A 502-nucleotide genomic window follows, 5' to 3' on the forward strand; every position below is an offset into this window, starting at 1 on the left:
CAACGCCAGGGTGGCGGCGAGCAGAACAGGAAGGGTCTTGGTCATGGGATCAGATTCGGATCGTAGTCGTCGCTGTCAACGCCACTGCGGCTGGGCGGAACCAGGTACAGGTCGTCGCGGTTGTAGCCGAGAATAGCACGGGACAAAGTACGGTCCGTGTTCTGGCCAATGGAGCTCAGGCCCTTCAGGACGAATTCCACCTGGATGGAATTGTCCATGTCACCTTCGCGGTTGCGGACATGACGGCGCACCAGTGCACGCACGGCCAGGCAGCAGCTGTCCCATTGCACGCCGCCGATGACCTCCAGTGGTTTGTCATCCAGCAACGAATGGTAATAGCGGCCAACCACGCTCCAGCGAGGGTTGATCGGATACAGGAAGGAAAAATCGACCTGTTCCAGCTGGTCTTCACCGTTGCGCGGATTGCGCCGGTAGCGGTAACCGAGGTTGACGATGCCATCTTCCGGCAGCAGGTAGGTCGCGCGCAGGCTGGCCAGGTCTT

1 protein-coding gene is annotated in these 502 nt (G+C 60.2%); it reads right to left on the bottom strand.

All coding sequences use genetic code 11. The features are described from left to right. Positions 1-41: 41 nt before the first annotated feature. A partial coding sequence (lptD, locus tag ABB25_RS14045) for an LPS assembly protein LptD (protein ID WP_152981248.1) occupies positions 42-502 on the bottom strand: 461 nt, incomplete at its 5' end.

Source organism: Stenotrophomonas koreensis (assembly GCF_001431525.1).
Lineage (GTDB): Bacteria > Pseudomonadota > Gammaproteobacteria > Xanthomonadales > Xanthomonadaceae > Stenotrophomonas > Stenotrophomonas koreensis.